The following is a 15,727-nucleotide window of genomic DNA, read 5'->3' as shown; positions in this document are numbered from 1 at the left end:
CAAAAAAACGGCGGGGACATGCCCCGCCGTTCAAATCGCTATGGCAGCCTGCGTTTACGCGCCGGCGCTGGCAACGGCATCTTCCTGCCGCTCCGCATAGATGTAGAGCGGGCGGGCCGAACCGTCGACGACCTCGGCCGAGATGACGACTTCCTGCACGCCGTCGAGGCCGGGCAGGTCGAACATCGTCTCGAGCAGGATCGCTTCCATGATCGAGCGGAGACCGCGGGCGCCGGTCTTGCGCTCGATGGCCTTCTTGGCGATGGCCGACAGAGCGTCGGGATGAAACGTCAGCTCGACATTCTCCATCTCGAACAGACGCTGGTACTGCTTGACCAGAGCGTTCTTGGGCTCGGTCAGGATCGTGATCAGCGCCGGCTCGTCGAGATCCTCGAGCGTCGCCAGGACCGGCAGACGACCGACGAACTCCGGGATCAGGCCGAACTTCAGCAGATCCTCTGGCTCGACATTGCGGAACAGCTCGCCGGTGCGGCGATCTTCCGGCGCCGAAACCCGGGCGCCGAAGCCGATCGAGGTCGAGCGGCCGCGATCCGAGATGATCTTCTCGAGACCCGCGAAGGCGCCGCCACAGATGAACAGGATGTTCGTCGTGTCGACCTGCAGGAATTCCTGCTGCGGGTGCTTGCGACCGCCCTGGGGCGGCACGGAGGCAACCGTGCCTTCCATGATCTTCAGAAGCGCCTGCTGAACGCCCTCGCCCGACACGTCGCGCGTGATGGACGGGTTGTCCGACTTGCGGGAGATCTTGTCGACCTCGTCGATATAGACGATGCCGCGCTGGGCCCGCTCGACGTTGTAGTCAGCCGACTGCAGCAGCTTGAGGATGATGTTCTCGACATCCTCGCCGACATAACCGGCCTCGGTCAGGGTCGTCGCGTCGGCCATCGTGAACGGCACGTCGAGGATGCGGGCGAGCGTCTGCGCGAGCAGCGTCTTGCCGCAACCGGTCGGGCCGATCAGCAGGATGTTCGACTTGGACAACTCGACGTCGTTGTTCTTCGCCGCGTGGTTCAGCCGCTTGTAGTGGTTGTGAACGGCAACCGACAGCACGCGCTTGGCGTGGCGCTGGCCGATCACATAATCATCGAGGACCGCGCAGATCTCGAGCGGCGTGGGAACGCCGTCGCGCGATTTCACCAGCGAGGACTTCGATTCCTCGCGAATGATGTCCATGCACAGCTCGACGCATTCATCGCAGATGAACACCGTCGGGCCTGCGATCAGCTTGCGCACCTCATGCTGGCTCTTGCCGCAAAACGAGCAATAGAGCGTATTCTTGGTGTCGCTTCCGCTGACTTTGCTCATCCGTCTACCTCGCTGTCGTTCAGGCTCGGAACCTCCAAACGACTTTCTTCGATGTCTCTTCCGGCTCGACTTCCGCCCAGCCAGCGGTCGAAAATTCGGACCCTGCTGTCCCTACCGACGGAGACAATCCGAAGATTGTGATCCAATCATGCTAATCGCGACATGATCAATATATACTTAATGTCGCGGTCGGCTGACGAACAGCCGACCTAGCTCCGGAAGGGCGGATCCCAGCGTGATCCGGTCAGTCCTTCTTGATCGCGTCGAGCGCGTCGCGGCTCGTCAGGACCTGGTCGATCAGGCCGAATTCGACGGCCCGCTCGGCGACCATGAAGTTGTCGCGCTCGAGCGCGTCTTCAACGGTCTTCATGTCCTGACCCGTGTGATGCACATAGATCTCGTTGAGCCGCTTGCGCAGGCTCTCGACCTCACGGGCATGGATCAGGATGTCGGTCACCTGGCCCTGGTAGCCGCCGGAGGGCTGGTGCACCATGACGCGGGCGTTCGGCAGCGCGAAGCGCATGCCCTTCTCGCCGGCCGTCAGGAGCAGCGAACCCATCGAGGCAGCCTGTCCGACGCAGAGCGTCGACACGGCCGGCTTGATGAACTGCATCGTGTCGTAGATCGCCAGGCCGGACGAGACGACGCCGCCCGGCGAGTTGATATACATCGCGATCTCTTTCTTCGGGTTCTCGGCCTCGAGGAAGAGAAGCTGGGCGGTGATCAGCGTCGCCATGTAGTCCTCGACGGGACCCGTGACGAAAATGATCCGCTCCTTCAGCAGTCGCGAATAAATGTCATAAGCGCGTTCGCCACGGTTGGTCTGCTCGACCACCATCGGAACCAGAGTACTCATATAGAGGTCGACAGGATCTTTCATGATCTTCCTTCGGCGCAGTGGACTGCCACAAATACCTTGAGATGCCCCGGCCCGACCTCACTCGGTACGACCGATTCCCGGGGCTCGAAGGCCCATACATATGGTACGCCGACTGCGTTCGAAAGGGGTGGCGGAAGGCCCTTTCGCAGATCGTCATCCCCGACGCGGTCGAGATCGCAGATCCCCGTCGCATCGCTACCGTTCCGCCGGCGCGTCGGATACCCCGGCTTTGGCCGGAGTATCCTTGTCGTGATGGACGCGGGCTTGCCCGGTCCTAAGGTCTCAGCAAAAGCCGATCAGGCCTTCGCTTCTTCCTCGTCATCCTTCATCAGGTCTTCGCGCGACACCGTCTTGTCGGTGATCTCCGCGAGGCCCAGAACGTAGTCGACAACCTTCTCTTCGAAGATCGGCGCGCGCAGGCTTGCCAGCGCGTCCGGGTTCTCGCGGTAGAAGTCGTAAACCTGCTTTTCCTGGCCCGGGAACTGACGGATCCGGTCGACGAGAGCGCGCTGCACTTCCTCGTCGGTGACCTGGATCGAGTTCTGCTCGCCGATTTCCGACAGCACGAGGCCAAGGCGCACGCGGCGCTCGGCGATCTTGCGGTAGTCGGCCTTGGCGGCTTCTTCCGTCGTGTCCTCGTCGGCGAAGCTGCGGCCCGAACGCTGCAGATCCTGGGTGACCTGGTTCCAGACGTTCTGGAATTCCTGTTCAACCATGGTCGGCGGCAGTTCGAAGGCATGCTTCTCGTCGAGCTGGTCGAGCAGCTGGCGCTTGACCTTCGTGCGGGTCGCGGAGCCGAGCTGGCTCTCGAGCTGCTGGCGCATCGTTGCCTTCAGCTCATCGAGCGACTCGATGCCGAACTTCTTCGCCCATTCGTCGTCGATGGTCGTCTCGGCAGGAGCCGACACTTCCTTGACGACGACGTCGAAGGTAGCAGCCTTGCCGGCCAGCTGCTTCGCGCCGTATTCCTCGGGGAAGGTCACGTTCAGGACGCGCTCTTCACCGGCCTTGGCGCCAGCGAGCTGCTCCTCGAAGCCCGGGATGAAGCGGCCGGAGCCGATCGTCACGAACGCATTGTCGTCGGCGCCGCCCTCGAAGGGCTCGCCGTCGAGCTTGCCGAGATAGGAAATGGTCAGGCGGTCGCCATCGGCAGCCGCGCCATCCTTCGGCGCATATTCAGCGGAATCGCGCGCGAGCCGCTTGAGCTCGGTCTCGACTTCCTCGTCGGAGACTTCCGCAACCGGACGCTCGATCTTGATGCCCTTGAAATCACCGAGTTCGAACTTCGGCAGGACTTCATAGGTCATCTTGTAGGCGAGGTCCTTCTTACCGGCGAGCACTTCGCCAGCATCGGACTCGTCCTCGGGCAGATCGAAGCTCGGCTGCATGGCAGCACGTTCGCCGCGCTCTTCAAGCGTCTTGCGAGCGTTCTCGTTCAGGACGTTCTGAACGATCTCGGCCATGGCCGACTTGCCGTAGATCCGGCGCAGATGCGCGACCGGCACTTTGCCTGGACGGAAGCCCTTGAGCTGGACCTGGCCCTTCATCTCTTCCAGACGCGCCGAAAGGCGGCTGTCGAGTTCGGTCGCCGGCACCACGATCTGGAGTTCACGTTTCAGGCCCTCTGAGAGGGTCTCGGTCACCTGCATGTTCAGCGCTTTCTGTCTTGTTCCGATCGGTCTTTGGCGTTTCGCCCGGCTGCTTTCACGGCTTATTCCGGACGTTGGTACGGGCGGAGGGACTTCGAACCCCCAAACCGCGAGGCGGCAGGACCTAAACCTGCTGTGTCTACCAATTCCACCACGCCCGCAATAACCGGTCGCAGCTAGGCTCCGGCCAAGGTGGGGCCTCTATAGCACTAGCGGTCGCAGGGTCAAACGAAAAGCCGCGCAAACACACGGGGAAGCGCGTCCGCCAGGTCATCCGCGATCAAACCGCGCCCGAGAACCACGCCGGCGTCGCCATGCAACCATACAGCCGCGGCCGCTGCCTCGAAGGCGGGCATCCCTTCCGCGAGCAGGCCGGTGATCATGCCGGCCAGCGTATCGCCCGATCCGGCGGTTGCAAGAAAGGGCGGCGCATTGTCGGCGATCGCCGCGCGGCCCGCCGGTTCCGCGACGGTGGTGTCGGCGCCTTTCAGCAAAACGATGGCGCCGGAGCGCGCCGCCGCCTGGCGGGCGCGATCGAGCTTGCCGGGCAGGCTCGCCAGATCCGGGAACAGCCGCGCAAACTCGCCGTCATGCGGCGTCAGCACGACCGGTGCGCTCCGCTGGCGAATGGCCGCGAAGAGCCGTTCCGGATCCTCGCGGAATGCCGAAATGCCATCCGCGTCCAGAACGATCGAAGCGTCGGACGCCAAAGCCGCCTCGACCAAGGGCAGCGAAACGTCGACTGGGCCGAGGCCAGGGCCGATCGCAACGGCGTTCAGTCGCTTGTCGGCAAGCAGTTCCGACAGCCCTGTGGCCCCTTCCATGCGCTTCAGCATGATCGAGGTCAGATGCGCCGCGTGGACCGCGAGCGCGTCGGGCGGCGACGCCACCGTCACCAGCCCTGCCCCGATGCGCAGCGCGGCACGCGCAACCAGCCGCGCCGCCCCCGTCTGCGTCATGCCGCCGGAAACGACAAGGGCGTGGCCGCGATCATATTTGTGGCCATCCACCTTCGGCGTCGGCAGATGCGGCAACCACAGTTCAGGCCGGTTGAGCGCAGCGCGGGGCCGGATCGAATCCAGAACCTGCGGACGGATGCCGATATCCGCCACCGTGAGGCGGCCGGCATGCGCCCTGCCCGGCATCAGCACATGGCCGGGCTTCGGGCGGAAGAAGGTGACGCTGTCGTCGGCACGGACCGCGACGCCCAGCACCTGCCCCGTCCCGCCATGGATGCCGCTTGGCAGGTCGACGGCGACGACGCGCGCCCTGGACGCATTGATCGCGGCGATCGCGGCAGCCGAAGGACCTTCGATCGGCCGATCGAGGCCGGCGCCGAACAGCGCGTCGATGATCAAGTCCGCGCTGGCGAAATCGAGGTCGCCGAGCGGCAATGTCTCGCCGCGCCATTCGGCGGCAGCCAGCGCCGCATCGCCCTTGAGGGCAGCGATCGAGCCAAGCAGACCCAGTTGAACGCGGTATCCGCGCGCCATCAGGATTCGCCCCGCGACAAAGCCATCGCCGCCATTATTGCCGGGGCCGCAGGCAATCGCGATGCGCGTTCCAAGCGGCGATCGCGCGGCGACGTCGGCCACCGCGCGGCCCGCCGCTTCCATCAGGACGATGCCCGGCGTGCCGGATGCAATCGTCAGGCGGTCGGCTTCAGCCATCTCGGCCGGGTCCAATAGCTCGATCATACCTCTTCGCCCTCCTCTGAACCGAACCGGCAGACAGCCGGTCGGCCTGCGCGCCTTCGGGGCAGAGTGGCGCGGCACCGGCAGGGCCGCAACCGCCTGCACGGCATGGGACCAAGCTATCCGACCCCAATTCCGGACTTTGTGGCGGAGGATACGGTTGTTCATTTGCCGCGCTGCGATAAGTTCTCCGCCAACCTTCACCGCCAACGGGGAACCGCCCATGACCGATCTCATCAAGATCAATGACAAGCTCTCCATCGCCGGACAGATCGAAATCGAGGATTTCGCGACGCTTGCGGGCCTCGGCTACAAGGCCGTCATCAACAATCGTCCCGAGGGCGAAGAGGCATCGCAGCCCGCCTCGGCCGAGGAAGCGGAAGCGGCCACGAACGCCGGGATGGCTTATGCCCACATTCCGGTCACGGGTCCCTCGATCAGCGAGCTCGACGTCCGCGGGCTGCAGGCCGTGCTGGCCAATACGGACGGACCGGTGCTGGCACATTGTCGCAGTGGCACGCGTTCGCTCAATCTGTTCGCGATCGGCGAAGTGCTGGATGGCCGCATGAACCGTGAGGATTTGCCCGCTTTCGGCGCCGAACACGGCATCGACATGCGTATGGCCGACGGATGGCTGGCGCGAAACGGTCGTTAAGGCAGCAGCACTAAGACGGGCTCTGTGCCAACTTGTTGTTCATTTGCCTATAAAATGGACAATTGGCGGATCGCTTTTGCGCGATACGCGCTATGATGCAATGCGATGAGCCCATTTTTCCGGCGTTTTCCAGCGAGATCGGCAATTGGCACGGAGCCTGCAAGTGATTGGCCAGGCCGGTCACATCGGCCAGGTTGGGCAGGCACTAGAGGCAAGCATTCGGAGATGCGGAGGCAATGAAAAAGATCGAAGCCATCATCAAGCCGTTCAAGCTCGATGAAGTGAAGGAAGCGCTGCAGGAAGTTGGCCTGCAAGGCATCACCGTCACCGAGGCCAAGGGCTTCGGCCGGCAGAAGGGACACACCGAGCTGTATCGCGGCGCGGAATATGTGGTCGACTTCCTGCCGAAGGTGAAGGTCGAGATCGTGCTGGGCGACGAACTCGTCGAACGCGCGGTGGACGCCATTCGCAAGGCCGCGCAAACCGGTCGCATTGGCGACGGCAAGATTTTCGTTTCCAACATCGAAGAAGCAGTTCGCATTCGCACGGGCGAAAGCGGCCTGGACGCGATCTAAGCCCCTCATTTCTCGCCGGCGACCTTTTGCCGGCACTCCCCCTCCTGCCGGCCTCGCCGGCTACCTGTTTGCCTCAGCCACGACCGGGCACAGTTCACCTGATAGAAGGAAGAGAGTTATGACGACCGCGAATGATGTCCTGAAGCTCATCAAGGAGCAGGACGTGAAGTATGTGGATTTCCGCTTCACGGATCCGCGCGGCAAGTGGCAGCATGTGACGTTCGACATCGGCATGATCGACGAAGAAATCTTCGCCGAAGGCACGATGTTCGACGGCTCGTCGATCGCCGGTTGGAAGGCCATCAACGAATCCGACATGCTGCTGATGCCCGATCCGGCAACGGCGACCATCGACCCCTTCTTCGCGCAGTCGACCCTCTCGATCGTTTGCGATGTGCTCGAGCCGACGACCGGCGAAGCCTATGACCGCGACCCGCGCGGCATTGCCAAGAAGGCCGAAGCCTACCTGAAGCAGACCAAGATCGGCGACACGATCTATGTCGGCCCGGAAGCTGAATTCTTCGTCTTCGACGACGTGAAGTTCTCGGCCACCCCGTACAACACGGGCTTCAAGCTCGACGACATCGAGCTGCCTACCAACTCCGACACCGATTACGAGAGCGGCAACCTCGGCCACCGCGTCAAGACCAAGGGCGGCTACTTCCCCGTTCCCCCGATCGACAGCCTCCAGGACATGCGCGGCGACATGCTGGCCGCGATGCAGTCCATGGGCGTCGTCGTCGAGAAGCACCACCACGAAGTGGCTTCGGCGCAGCACGAGCTGGGTGTCAAGTTCGGCACGCTCGTGACGATGGCCGACCACATGCAGATCTACAAGTACGCGATCCACAACGTCGCGAACTCGTATGGCAAGACGGCCACCTTCATGCCGAAGCCGGTTTACGGCGATAACGGCTCGGGCATGCACGTCCACCAGTCGATCTGGAAGGAAGGCAAGCCGGTCTTCGCTGGCAACGAATATGCCGACCTGTCCGAGACCTGCCTGTACTACATCGGCGGCATCATCAAGCATGCCAAGTCGCTGAACGCCTTCACCAACCCGCTGACCAACTCCTACAAGCGTCTGGTCCCGGGTTACGAGGCTCCCGTGCTGCTCGCCTACTCGGCGCGCAACCGTTCGGCTTCCTGCCGTATCCCGTTCGCGACCTCGCCCAAGGCGAAGCGCGTTGAAGTCCGCTTCCCCGATCCGGGCGCGAACCCCTACCTCGCCTTCGCAGCCATGCTCATGGCCGGCCTCGACGGCATCAAGAACAAGATCCATCCCGGCGCCGCGATGGACAAGAACCTCTATGACCTGCCCCCGAAGGAACTGAAGAAGATCCCGACGGTTTGCGGCTCGCTGCGCGAAGCGCTGACCTCGCTCGAGAAGGACCATGGCTACCTGCTCGAAGGCGGTGTCTTCTCGAAGTCGATGATCGACGCTTATATCGAGCTCAAGATGGAAGAAGTCATCCGCTTCGAGCACACCCCGCATCCGGTCGAATTCGACATGTACTTCTCGGTCTGACCGAATCAGGATGCACTATCAGCGGGGCGCCTTCGGGCGCCCCGTTTCGTTTCAACAGATTCAGCTCCCAGGAGGCACGATGACCGCCCAGAACGCGCCCGACTTTCCCCATTCGACGACCATCCCTGTCATCCGCACCATCGCCATGCCGCACGACACCAATCCGGCCGGCGACATTTTCGGCGGCTGGCTGATGTCGCAGATGGATCTGGGAGCGAGCACGATCGCGACACGCCGCGCGCGCGGGCGCACCGTGACGGCATCGGTGGATGGCATGTCGTTCCTGAGCCCGGTCTTCGTCGGCGACGAGGTCACCATCTACGGGCGCATCCTCGCGACCGGGCGGTCGTCGATGCGCGTCTTCGTCGAGGCCTGGCGGCGCAATCGTGAAAGCAATGACGTCACAAAGGTGACGGAAGCGACCTTCACCTTCGTGGCGATCGACGCCACGCGCAAATCCCGTCCGCTGCCGCCGGAAGAATAGGGCGGCGCCGACAACGCGGAGAGCCGGAAGGATCTCCCAATCTCGACCATCATCCTGAGGGGCTTCGCGTGCGCGAAGCCTCGAGGGAGGGTCCAGTAAACTCACAGCGCTGCCGGAATGCCTCGCGCTGTGGCCCAGCCGCGCCGGGAAGCCCCCTGAACCCTCCTTCCAGGCCCGGCTGCGCCGGGCACCTCAGGATGATGACAACGGTGTTTTGGGCGAAGGTTTCCTTTGGGGAGAGGTAAAGACCCCTCCCCAAGAAAATCAGACGTCGCGGAAACGCGAGACCGGCGAGCCGCCGACGGGCGAAGTCCCGATGAAGACCGAGCCCGTGAGCGGCCAGCGCTGCAGCTGCTCCTCGGTGCGGCCATCGCGCAGGCTGGTCAGGAACAGCGTCTTCATGTCCGAGCCACCAAAGGCCGGCATGGTCGGCGATGCCGCCGGAACATCGTAGCTCGCCAGCAACTCGCCTTCCGGCGAGAACTGGTTGAGCTTGGCGCCCGAAACGCCGGCACTCCAGTAATTGCCCTCGGCATCGGTCGCGCCGCCGTCCGGGCGGCCAATCGTGTCGTCGAGCACGGCAATCCGCTTGCGTTCGCTGATCTCGCCCGTCGCCGGGTCGAATGCCCAGCGGTCGATCCAGGGGCCGCGGGAATCCGAGTGGAACATGGTGCGCCCGTCCGGGCTGAAGGCGAGGCCATTGGACACCATGAGTCCGTCGATCTTCTTCTCGACGGTGCCATCCGGAGAAACACGGTAGAGCGCGCAGACCGGCTGGCGATTCGCGTCCATGGTGCCGACCCAGAAGCATCCATCCGGTCCGACCTTGCCGTCATTCAGGCGCGTATCCGGCATATCCGCTTCGATTTCGGCGAGCGTCCGGCTCTCTTCCGTCTCGGGGTCGAACAGCACGACGCTGTCGCGAAGCGCCACGACGAAACGACCGCTCTCGGTCAAGCCGAACGAGCCGACCACGGTCGGAAACCGCCAGACCTTGGTATCGCCCGTCGCGAGGTCGACCGCGTGGATCGACTTGTCGAGGATGTCGCAATAGAGAAACCGATTGTTGCGATCGTCATAGACGGCACTCTCGGCCAGCTGATGCAGGGTGGGAACGAGCGGGCGAAGGCCGAGATCCGTCATGAAGTGACTCCAGGTGGTTGCGAGGGCGCAACCATGGCATGCTCGCCGCCGCACGTCGACCGCCGCCGGCCGCCGCTTTCGGCGGTGTCACGACCTGCCCTTTCAGCGTCCATGCGGCACGCCATCCGTCGGCGAACCTGCGTTCGTCCCTGCCCGCCGTGGCCGAACGGCGCATATGGCGCAAGCTCACAACGATTTGATCGCGGTCCCGAATGCACCCCTATGGGGCGCGTCTCCCCGGTTTTCCGTTCGCTGGCTGTCGAATCCGGGCCACAGCGGGGGGGAAATTCGCCGCGCACGCATGGAATGTAAGGCCGCAGGACCGCCCGGCTCCCTTGCAAATCCGTCCTGCCGGGCGCATTTCTCCGACGTCACCGCGACCGAAGACGAAAGCCTGCCCCCCATGAATGATCAGGGCCCTGCCCACCACGCCGCTCCGGCGACGGCTGCCGTTCCCATCTACGACGACTCCTTCGAACTTCAATTCTCGCCCAACATGCTGGCCAAGCTGGAGACCCGCCGCTCGGTTCCGATGCGGGCCTTCGACCCGATGCCGATTCCCCCTGAGCATCTCGAGCGCATCCTGAAGATCGCGGCGCGATCGCCCGATCACGGCCGCCTGGCGCCTTGGCGCTTCATCGTCATCGAAGGCGAAGCCCGCCAGCTTTCCGGCCAGCGCTTCGATGCGCTCTACGCGGCGCGCAATCCTGGCCTCGACGATTCCAAGCGCGATATGTGGACGCTCTACATGATGCGCGCCCCGGTCACGGTCGTGGTCGTGAGCCGCCCCGATCCAACGTCCCGCATTCCCGAGTGGGACCAGATCCTCGGTTCCGGCGCCGTCGGCATGAACCTGATTCTTGCCGCGTCAGCCCATGGCTACGCCACGCAATGGCTGCTGAAATGGCCGGGACGCGATCCGGAAGCGGCCGCCATTCTGGGCGTGCAGCCGGGAGAACGCGTCGCCGGGTTCATCCATCTCGGCCGCCAGACCGAACGCCCTGCCGACCGCGCGCGTCCGGACCTGAACGCAATCGTCACCCACTGGGCGGGTTGACGGCTGCCGGCTCGGCGATCCGCGCCAGCCGCATTTCGCGCCGGAAGGTGTAGACGCCGGTCGCCACGACAATGAGCGTGCCGACCAGCGTCAGCACGTCCGGCACGTCGCCCCAGACCATGTAGCCGAGGATCACGGCAAACAGGATTCCGGAATATCGGAACGGGGCGACCACGGCCATCGCGCCATAGCGCATCGCCAGGATCGACGTGCCGTAGCCGAACAGCAGCAGCACCGACGCGGCACTCAGGGTCGTCCATTGCCGCGCGTCCGGAATCGGCCAGGTCTCCGCCAGCGACATCGTGGCTCCTGTGGCCGTCATCGCAGCGGCGGTGATCGCAACCACGAGCAGCGTCGGCACGCCCGGCGCCATTTCGCGCGTGACGAGATCGCGCAGCGTGATGAAGCCCATCGAGCCCAATGCCGCCAGCGAGAACAGGTCGAAGCCAGAGACGCTCGGACGCATGATCAGAAGCACGCCGAAAAAGCCGACGGCGATCGCCGTCCACCTGCGCCAACCGACCGGCTCCGCCAGGAAAACGGCCGCCGCCGCGGTCGTCATCAGCGGCACGATCTGGCCGATCGCTGAGACATTGGCGATCGGCATGTTGAACAGCGCATAGAGATAGAGGACCGTCGCTCCGATCTCGCCGACCGTTCGCCACGCCACCAGGCGGTTGCAGACGGCGCGCCATTGACGATGCGTGCCCGTCGCAAAGACGACCAGGCAGATCAGCACGAAGGAGATCGAGCCGCGGATGACGAGGATCTGCCCGGTCGGGAGCCCCTCGCTGACCAGCTTGATCCAGGTGTCGTTGATGATGAAGGCAAGGTTCGAAAGCACCATCATGATGATGCCACGAGAATTGTCGGCCAGGGCGGGCATGGAACTTCAGGCTATGCGCGGCAGCGCGGCGCCGCAGATGATCCGGGTCGGGCGGTTGGGGCCTGACCTGGCAAGATTGACCAATAAACCGGCACGAAGCAACCGAAGTGACGCCGCCGGCGGTCCGAAATACATGCAAAGACAGAAAAACGCGCAAAGCCGACAGCAACGCGCCGTGTGCAGCGCAACATAAAAGCGAACGATCCGGGCGAAACTACCCGCCGGTCATGCTCATGTGACGACCCAGCGCAGGGCGGCGATGATCGCGGTCTATGATGAAATCATGGCCCTTGGGCTTGCGCCCGATCGCTTCATCGATCGCCGCGGAAAGCAGCGCGTCGTTCTCGGATGCGCGCAGCGGCGCGCGCAGGTCGGTCGCGTCCTCCTGGCCGAGGCACATGAACAGGGTGCCCGTACAGGTGATGCGGACCCGGTTGCAGGTCTCGCAGAAATTATGGGTCAGCGGCGTGATGAAGCCGAGCCGCCCGCCCGTCTCGGCGACTTCCACATAACGCGCGGGGCCGCCCGTCTTGTAGGGGATGTCGGTCAGCGTCCACTGCTCCTCGAGCCGCGCGCGGACGGTCGAAAGCGGCAGGTACTGCTCCGTGCGATCGCCCTCGATCTCGCCGAGCGGCATCGTTTCGATCAGCGTGAGATCCATGCCGCGCCCATGCGCGAAACGCAGGAGATCGTCGATCTCATGCTCGTTGACGCCCTTGAGCGCGACGGCGTTGATCTTGACCTTCAGGCCCGCGGCCTGGGCGGCATCGAGGCCCGCCATGACTTTGTCCAGGTCACCCCAGCGCGTGATCGCGCGGAAGCGAGCCGGGTCCAGCGTATCGATCGAAACATTGATGCGGCGCACGCCGGCATCCGCCAGTTCGGACGCAAAGCGCGCGAGCTGCGAGCCGTTGGTGGTGAGAGTCAGTTCGTCCAGCTGGCCGCTCTCGATATGGCGACCGAGCGAGCGGACCAGCGACATGATGTTGCGGCGAACCAGCGGCTCGCCACCGGTCAGCCGCAGCCGTCGCACGCCCTTCGCGATAAACGCGCTACACAGCCGATCCAGTTCCTCCAGCGACAGCACGTCCCGCTTCGGCAGAAACGTCATGTCCTCGGCCATGCAATAGACACAGCGGAAATCGCACCGATCCGTCACCGAGACGCGGAGATAGGTGATGGAACGCCCGAATGGATCGACCATCGGCGTCGTCTCGGCCATGAGCGGCACGATCTGGTTCATGCGCATTCCTCAAACCGCCCCTCTTTAGGATCGGGGCGGCGATCTCTGCTATGTAGACGAGATACCGCGCCGTTTCAAAGGCAAGCGGCCAAAAGCGGGACGTCGGGTGACGACCGCCCTTGTTTTTCACGGCCGAACGGCCGTCGGGGTCCAACATGAATACTGCATCCACGCCGTGGCCGACCGAGATTCGCCTGTCGCCCGACAAGCGCACTCTCACCGTCTCTTTCGAAGACGGCGCCCGGTATGAGCTGGCGGCGGAATATCTCCGCGTCACCAGTCCCTCGGCCGAGGTGCAGGGTCACAACAAGTCGCAGAAGCAGACGGTTCCGGGCAAGATCGATGTCGCCATCGCCTCGATCAATCCGGTCGGAAACTACGCCATCCGACTGAACTTCGACGACGGCCACGATACCGGCCTTTTCACCTGGACTTATCTCGCGGAATTGGGTCGCGACCGAGACAAGCTCTGGGCTACCTATCTGGCCGAATTGCAGGAAAAGGGCCTCTCGCGCAGTCGCCGCTGAGGCTCAGAGGTCCTGAAGCTTATTCGACGCGAGCGCGTTAGGATTGCGACATTGAAGCTGGGAGAGATGCGATGACCGAGGCCAAGTTTCTGATCGAAATCGATGCACGCATCGCCGCGATCCGCGAGACGATGCAAAGGCTTGGCGAACAGGCCGCCTCGACGGCCAATTCTGCCGAGAAAACCCGACTCGCCGAGGAGATTTCCGGCCTGAAACAGCAGCTCGCGACCCTTCACAACGAGCGCGACGCGCTTTCCTGACCCTGCGGCCTGCGAAATGGCGCCGGTTTCTATCGATGCGAGGCGAGGCGCCAGAAGAGCCGAACCGTCCCCACGCGCTTCCGGAGGCTGGATGGGTTAAGCGCTCTATCTGCTGAATCCGTGCAAGAAACTTGGGGCAAATGGAAAAGCCCCTTGTTTGAAGCGATCCTCTCCATTAGACCCAGCGGCGGAGAGGTGGCCGAGTGGCCGAAGGCGCTCCCCTGCTAAGGGAGTAGACGGCTTAAAACCGTCTCGAGGGTTCGAATCCCTTCCTCTCCGCCACTCCCATTTATGGGCCCTTTCTGATCAATGGTTTAGCTGCTGTTTTGGCTAACCTGCGCGGTCGGTTAGCCAAAGTCTGTTCCCGTTCTCCCCCATCGACCGAATCAATCGCCTGCCCGGCGAGTCGCTGCTGATCGGCGGCAGCCGTGTATCGGGAGACCTCTTTATCGGTCTTGTGGCCGGTCACGGCCTTGATCTGCTGGTTGCTGCAGCCGGCCTCTGCCAGCCTTCGGGCCGCTGCCTTGCGCAGGCCGTGAGCAGAGCATTGCGACAGTCCAGCCTCATCGCAGCGCTCTCGAAACCAGTTGCCGAAGCCGGCAGGCGTAAAAGGCTTGCCGTGAGATGTGACGATGAACGTTAAATTGTCACGCGACGTCCCTGACAACACCTGGCGGAGCGACGAATGGATCCGGATCGCGAGACGGGCATCCGTTTTCTGCTGTCGGACGTGAATAAGATCACCGTCGATGTGCTGCCATCCCATTGTGACCGCATCGGAGCGACGCTGACCGGTGAAGAGCATCAAAGCCAGCGCCAAACGCGGCTGCGTCCCGATCGGATGCCTATCCTCGAACTGCTGAATTTCGTCTTCAGTCCAGGTATGAAAACCGTCGCCAGAAATCCTGAACCCACGGACCCGAATCGTCGGGTCATCCTTTCGCAACCCGATATCTAGGGCGAGGGTCATGAGCGACTTCAGACGGTCTAGCAGGTTGTTCGCAGCTGACGGTGTCTCCGCCATTGCGCCGATGATCGCCTTGATATGCTGGCGCTCGATCAGCGCCACGCGCTTGTCGCCGTGCTTTTCGCGAAAGCGCTCTATGATGCCGCGATAGGTGACCTTCGTGCTGTCCCGCAACCCCGTAAATTCAGGCGTGCTGTAGTACGCTGCGATCAGCGCCGAGAACGTTCCCGGCTTAGTGCGACTTGCACCAACGATGAGACGCGGCGCGGCCTCCTTGGCCATGCATGCCTCATACTCCTGCATGAAGTCAGCCGACCAAGGGACCGATTTGAAGTAGTACGTCGCCTGCCCTTTGCGGCGAAAGCGGACGTGCATCTTTCCGTGGCGATCGGCGAATTCCGACACATACTGAGGCAGGCGCCGGCGGCCAGTCATTTCAGCACCTCATCCCACTCGTTGAGGGACAAAGGGGCCCCAGACGGCGTTTGATCGCCCATGAGTAGGGTCACGCCGTCTGCGGTCATCTTGAGGCCTGTGATGCGCTCTGAGGGCACGCCGGCCGCGATCAGGCCGCGCACCACGCGTGTAATGTCGGCTTGGGTCACAACGGCGGAACGACGGGACATCCTCAAGCAACCTCGCCTCTGACAAGCTTCTCAATTTCTTCGATCGATACTCTCACCGGCGAGGTGCACCCGCCGGGCTTGAAGCCTTTCAGCTTCCGATCGCGCAGCCAGCGCCTCAACGTCCTCTCAGAGATAATCATGCCGCGATCGGCGAGCGCGCCGGCCACGGCAGCTATACCCACGTACATTGTTGGGGCGACGAGACTCTTGCTCACAGAAGTCGCCCC

16 protein-coding genes and 2 tRNA genes are annotated in these 15,727 nt (G+C 63.3%); 8 read left to right on the top strand and 10 right to left on the bottom strand.

Annotated features, from left to right (window positions below; all coding sequences use genetic code 11):
- Positions 1-54 precede the first annotated feature (54 nt).
- The 5 genes from clpX to ACHMWQ_RS13010 form a co-directional block, all read right to left on the bottom strand.
- The gene (gene clpX, locus ACHMWQ_RS13030; RefSeq protein WP_266331910.1) at positions 55-1,326 is read right to left on the bottom strand and encodes an ATP-dependent Clp protease ATP-binding subunit ClpX; all 1,272 of its coding nucleotides are present in this window, start codon (positions 1,324-1,326) and stop codon (positions 55-57) included.
- A gap of 244 nt (positions 1,327-1,570) precedes the next feature.
- Entirely contained in the window at positions 1,571-2,206 is a 636-nt protein-coding gene (locus ACHMWQ_RS13025; RefSeq protein WP_354548609.1) for an ATP-dependent Clp protease proteolytic subunit, read from the bottom strand.
- Positions 2,207-2,502: 296 nt separating this feature from the next.
- On the bottom strand, positions 2,503-3,855 hold the full coding sequence (gene tig / locus ACHMWQ_RS13020) for a trigger factor (protein WP_354548608.1): 1,353 nt from the start codon (positions 3,853-3,855) through the stop codon (positions 2,503-2,505).
- A gap of 75 nt (positions 3,856-3,930) precedes the next feature.
- Positions 3,931-4,016, bottom strand: a tRNA-Leu gene (locus tag ACHMWQ_RS13015).
- A 63-nt stretch (positions 4,017-4,079) separates the two neighbouring features.
- Complete coding sequence (locus tag ACHMWQ_RS13010; RefSeq protein WP_396307790.1) at positions 4,080-5,552, bottom strand: NAD(P)H-hydrate dehydratase; 1,473 nt, start codon at positions 5,550-5,552, stop codon at positions 4,080-4,082.
- 220 nt (positions 5,553-5,772) lie between these two features.
- Here ACHMWQ_RS13010 and ACHMWQ_RS13005 point away from each other — a divergent pair, with 220 nt between their 5' ends.
- From ACHMWQ_RS13005 to ACHMWQ_RS12990, 4 genes are all read left to right on the top strand, one after another.
- Entirely contained in the window at positions 5,773-6,204 is a 432-nt protein-coding gene (locus ACHMWQ_RS13005; RefSeq protein WP_396307789.1) for a TIGR01244 family sulfur transferase, read from the top strand.
- A gap of 236 nt (positions 6,205-6,440) precedes the next feature.
- Positions 6,441-6,779 (top strand): P-II family nitrogen regulator, encoded by a 339-nt coding sequence (locus tag ACHMWQ_RS13000; protein WP_018185381.1) that lies wholly within the window; start codon positions 6,441-6,443, stop codon positions 6,777-6,779.
- Positions 6,780-6,897: 118 nt separating this feature from the next.
- A complete protein-coding gene (glnA, locus tag ACHMWQ_RS12995; RefSeq protein ID WP_396307788.1) occupies positions 6,898-8,307 on the top strand; it encodes a type I glutamate--ammonia ligase in 1,410 nt (469 codons plus the stop codon).
- 79 nt (positions 8,308-8,386) lie between these two features.
- Positions 8,387-8,791 (top strand): acyl-CoA thioesterase, encoded by a 405-nt coding sequence (locus tag ACHMWQ_RS12990; protein WP_396307787.1) that lies wholly within the window; start codon positions 8,387-8,389, stop codon positions 8,789-8,791.
- Positions 8,792-9,055: 264 nt separating this feature from the next.
- Here ACHMWQ_RS12990 and ACHMWQ_RS12985 read toward each other — a convergent pair whose 3' ends face one another.
- Positions 9,056-9,934 (bottom strand): SMP-30/gluconolactonase/LRE family protein, encoded by an 879-nt coding sequence (locus ACHMWQ_RS12985; RefSeq protein ID WP_396307786.1) that lies wholly within the window; start codon positions 9,932-9,934, stop codon positions 9,056-9,058.
- Between the two features lie 403 nt (positions 9,935-10,337).
- Here ACHMWQ_RS12985 and ACHMWQ_RS12980 point away from each other — a divergent pair, with 403 nt between their 5' ends.
- Positions 10,338-10,991 (top strand): nitroreductase, encoded by a 654-nt coding sequence (locus ACHMWQ_RS12980; protein ID WP_396307785.1) that lies wholly within the window; start codon positions 10,338-10,340, stop codon positions 10,989-10,991.
- Here the strand turns inward: ACHMWQ_RS12980 and ACHMWQ_RS12975 are convergent.
- The gene (locus ACHMWQ_RS12975; RefSeq protein ID WP_396307784.1) at positions 10,972-11,877 is read right to left on the bottom strand and encodes a DMT family transporter; all 906 of its coding nucleotides are present in this window, start codon (positions 11,875-11,877) and stop codon (positions 10,972-10,974) included. The genes ACHMWQ_RS12980 and ACHMWQ_RS12975 overlap by 20 nt on opposite strands.
- A 214-nt stretch (positions 11,878-12,091) precedes the next feature.
- Positions 12,092-13,120, bottom strand: a complete 1,029-nt coding sequence (moaA, locus tag ACHMWQ_RS12970) for a GTP 3',8-cyclase MoaA (RefSeq protein ID WP_396307783.1) — start codon at positions 13,118-13,120, stop codon at positions 12,092-12,094.
- A 155-nt stretch (positions 13,121-13,275) separates the two neighbouring features.
- On the opposite strand from moaA, the gene ACHMWQ_RS12965 reads away from it, so the two are divergent.
- The 3 genes from ACHMWQ_RS12965 to ACHMWQ_RS12955 all read left to right on the top strand — a co-directional run bounded on the left by ACHMWQ_RS12965 (position 13,276) and on the right by ACHMWQ_RS12955 (position 14,189).
- Complete coding sequence (locus ACHMWQ_RS12965; RefSeq protein ID WP_354548594.1) at positions 13,276-13,647, top strand: DUF971 domain-containing protein; 372 nt, start codon at positions 13,276-13,278, stop codon at positions 13,645-13,647.
- A gap of 71 nt (positions 13,648-13,718) precedes the next feature.
- The gene (locus ACHMWQ_RS12960) at positions 13,719-13,907 is read left to right on the top strand and encodes a hypothetical protein (RefSeq protein WP_396307782.1); all 189 of its coding nucleotides are present in this window, start codon (positions 13,719-13,721) and stop codon (positions 13,905-13,907) included.
- A 189-nt stretch (positions 13,908-14,096) separates the two neighbouring features.
- Positions 14,097-14,189, top strand: a tRNA-Ser gene (locus ACHMWQ_RS12955).
- Between the two features lie 7 nt (positions 14,190-14,196).
- Here ACHMWQ_RS12955 and ACHMWQ_RS12950 read toward each other — a convergent pair.
- Entirely contained in the window at positions 14,197-15,309 is a 1,113-nt protein-coding gene (locus ACHMWQ_RS12950; RefSeq protein WP_396307781.1) for a tyrosine-type recombinase/integrase, read from the bottom strand.
- A gap of 193 nt (positions 15,310-15,502) precedes the next feature.
- Positions 15,503-15,715 carry a hypothetical protein gene (locus tag ACHMWQ_RS12945; RefSeq protein ID WP_396307780.1) on the bottom strand — a complete coding sequence of 71 codons (213 nt, stop codon included), beginning with the start codon at positions 15,713-15,715 and terminating at the stop codon, positions 15,503-15,505.
- Between the last annotated feature and the right edge of the window lie 12 nt (positions 15,716-15,727).

This window comes from Kaistia sp. UC242_56 (assembly GCF_044452255.1).
Classification (GTDB): domain Bacteria; phylum Pseudomonadota; class Alphaproteobacteria; order Rhizobiales; family Kaistiaceae; genus Kaistia; species Kaistia defluvii_A.
Note: the sequence above shows the minus strand (reverse complement) of the source record. Positions and strands in the feature narration are given on the sequence as shown.